The sequence below is a fragment of the Actinoplanes sp. NPDC089786 genome (assembly GCF_040684855.1).
In the GTDB taxonomy this organism is placed as follows: domain Bacteria; phylum Actinomycetota; class Actinomycetes; order Mycobacteriales; family Micromonosporaceae; genus Actinoplanes.
This window is the reverse complement of sequence record NZ_JBFBGU010000078.1, coordinates 1-1,324: the sequence shown is the minus strand read 5'-3', so window position 1 is coordinate 1,324 and position 1,324 is coordinate 1. Positions and strand designations below refer to the sequence as shown.

Genomic DNA, 1,324 nt, shown 5'->3' with positions numbered 1-1,324 from the left:
CTGATCGACGCCTCGGCCCTCGCCCGGATGAAGCGGACCGCCCACCTCATCAACACCGCCCGCGGGCCGATCGTCGATGAAAAAGCGCTGACCCAACACGTAATGAGAAAGTACGTCAGAGTACATACGAACGCATTACCGAGTGGCTCGCTAAGGACTATTAAAAAAACGCACCGCCCAGTACGTTGAAATTGAGAACAATGAAGTCAGTCGTTGAGATACGATATTGCGTATTAAACGCTAGAAAGAAATTTAATAATGAAAGACTTAGCATTTTTAACCAGTCCTGACATGAGTAAAGCGGAAGTTGTGACTAACCATATCGTTATTGCTGAATATGCAGGAATCGAAAGGACATCGTTACGTTTACTCATCAATAAACATAAAAAAGATTTTGAGCAATTCGGTAAGTTGATATTTGAAATATCGACCTTGCCAGATAGTCGAGGTCAAAAAGTAAAAATCTATCAACTTAATAGAAATCAAGCCATGTTGATGATTACTTATCTGGATAATACAGAAGTAGTTAGAAATTTTAAAATCGCTCTTGTAAAACGATTTGATGAAATGGAGAAGGAACTCTATGCAAGAAAAATTGCAAGAGCAGTTGAAAAGCCGAAAGGAATTACTCTTCATCAAGCTATTTCTGAGTGGAATCATTACTCACGACATGGTAATACATGGCATACGATTATTAGAAGTTTGCTTGCTACAACAGTAACAGGACTGACAAAGAAGCAAATTCAAGCTAGAGATACTGACTGGCGAAAAGAAAAAACGCTCCTAGACCTCCTTGATTCGGTGGAAATGGAACGTTACAAAATGCTTGAAAGTATCGCAATAGCCATGATTGAAGCTGGTTCCGATTACGAACCACTCAAAGTTGCTATTAAAGCAACAATGACAACAAAAAAAGTCCACACCGACCAAAGTAGAGACTTTTAAACTATAAGTAAGGCAAGCTCTTCATGAGTTTTGCTTTACTCAAATTATAACATATTTGAGGAGAAACACAAATGACAGAATTTATAACCATTGATGAAGCGAAGCTATTATTCACACAGTGCTTAGCAAAATCGAGACACCACATTGAAGTGGATGATGTCACTGACAAACTTTTTGATGGTAAAAGCGTAGCTACCTTTACTTTTATGGGGAATGGCTATCAAGTGGAATTGGAGGCTTAAAATGCAATCATCTACTTTCAAAATAGAAGATTTAGAGAAAGCACGAACTTTTGAAAATAAACATTTTTTAATTCTCTCTGTACCTCCCCGTCCGGCCGCGGCCCGCATCATGAGCGCGGCGATCCGGGCCGCCTCGG

General features: G+C 39.9%; 3 protein-coding genes. All 3 read left to right on the top strand.

The window, feature by feature from the left end; genetic code table 11:
* Positions 1-189, top strand: a 189-nt coding sequence (locus tag AB0O15_RS47980; RefSeq protein ID WP_364334943.1) for an NAD(P)-dependent oxidoreductase, incomplete at its 5' end; no start/stop codon positions are given.
* A 69-nt stretch (positions 190-258) separates the two neighbouring features.
* Positions 259-945 (top strand): Rha family transcriptional regulator, encoded by a 687-nt coding sequence (locus AB0O15_RS47975; RefSeq protein ID WP_179107678.1) that lies wholly within the window; start codon positions 259-261, stop codon positions 943-945.
* 71 nt (positions 946-1,016) lie between these two features.
* Complete coding sequence (locus AB0O15_RS47970; protein ID WP_269889312.1) at positions 1,017-1,187, top strand: DUF1655 domain-containing protein; 171 nt, start codon at positions 1,017-1,019, stop codon at positions 1,185-1,187.
* Positions 1,188-1,324 lie beyond the last annotated feature (137 nt).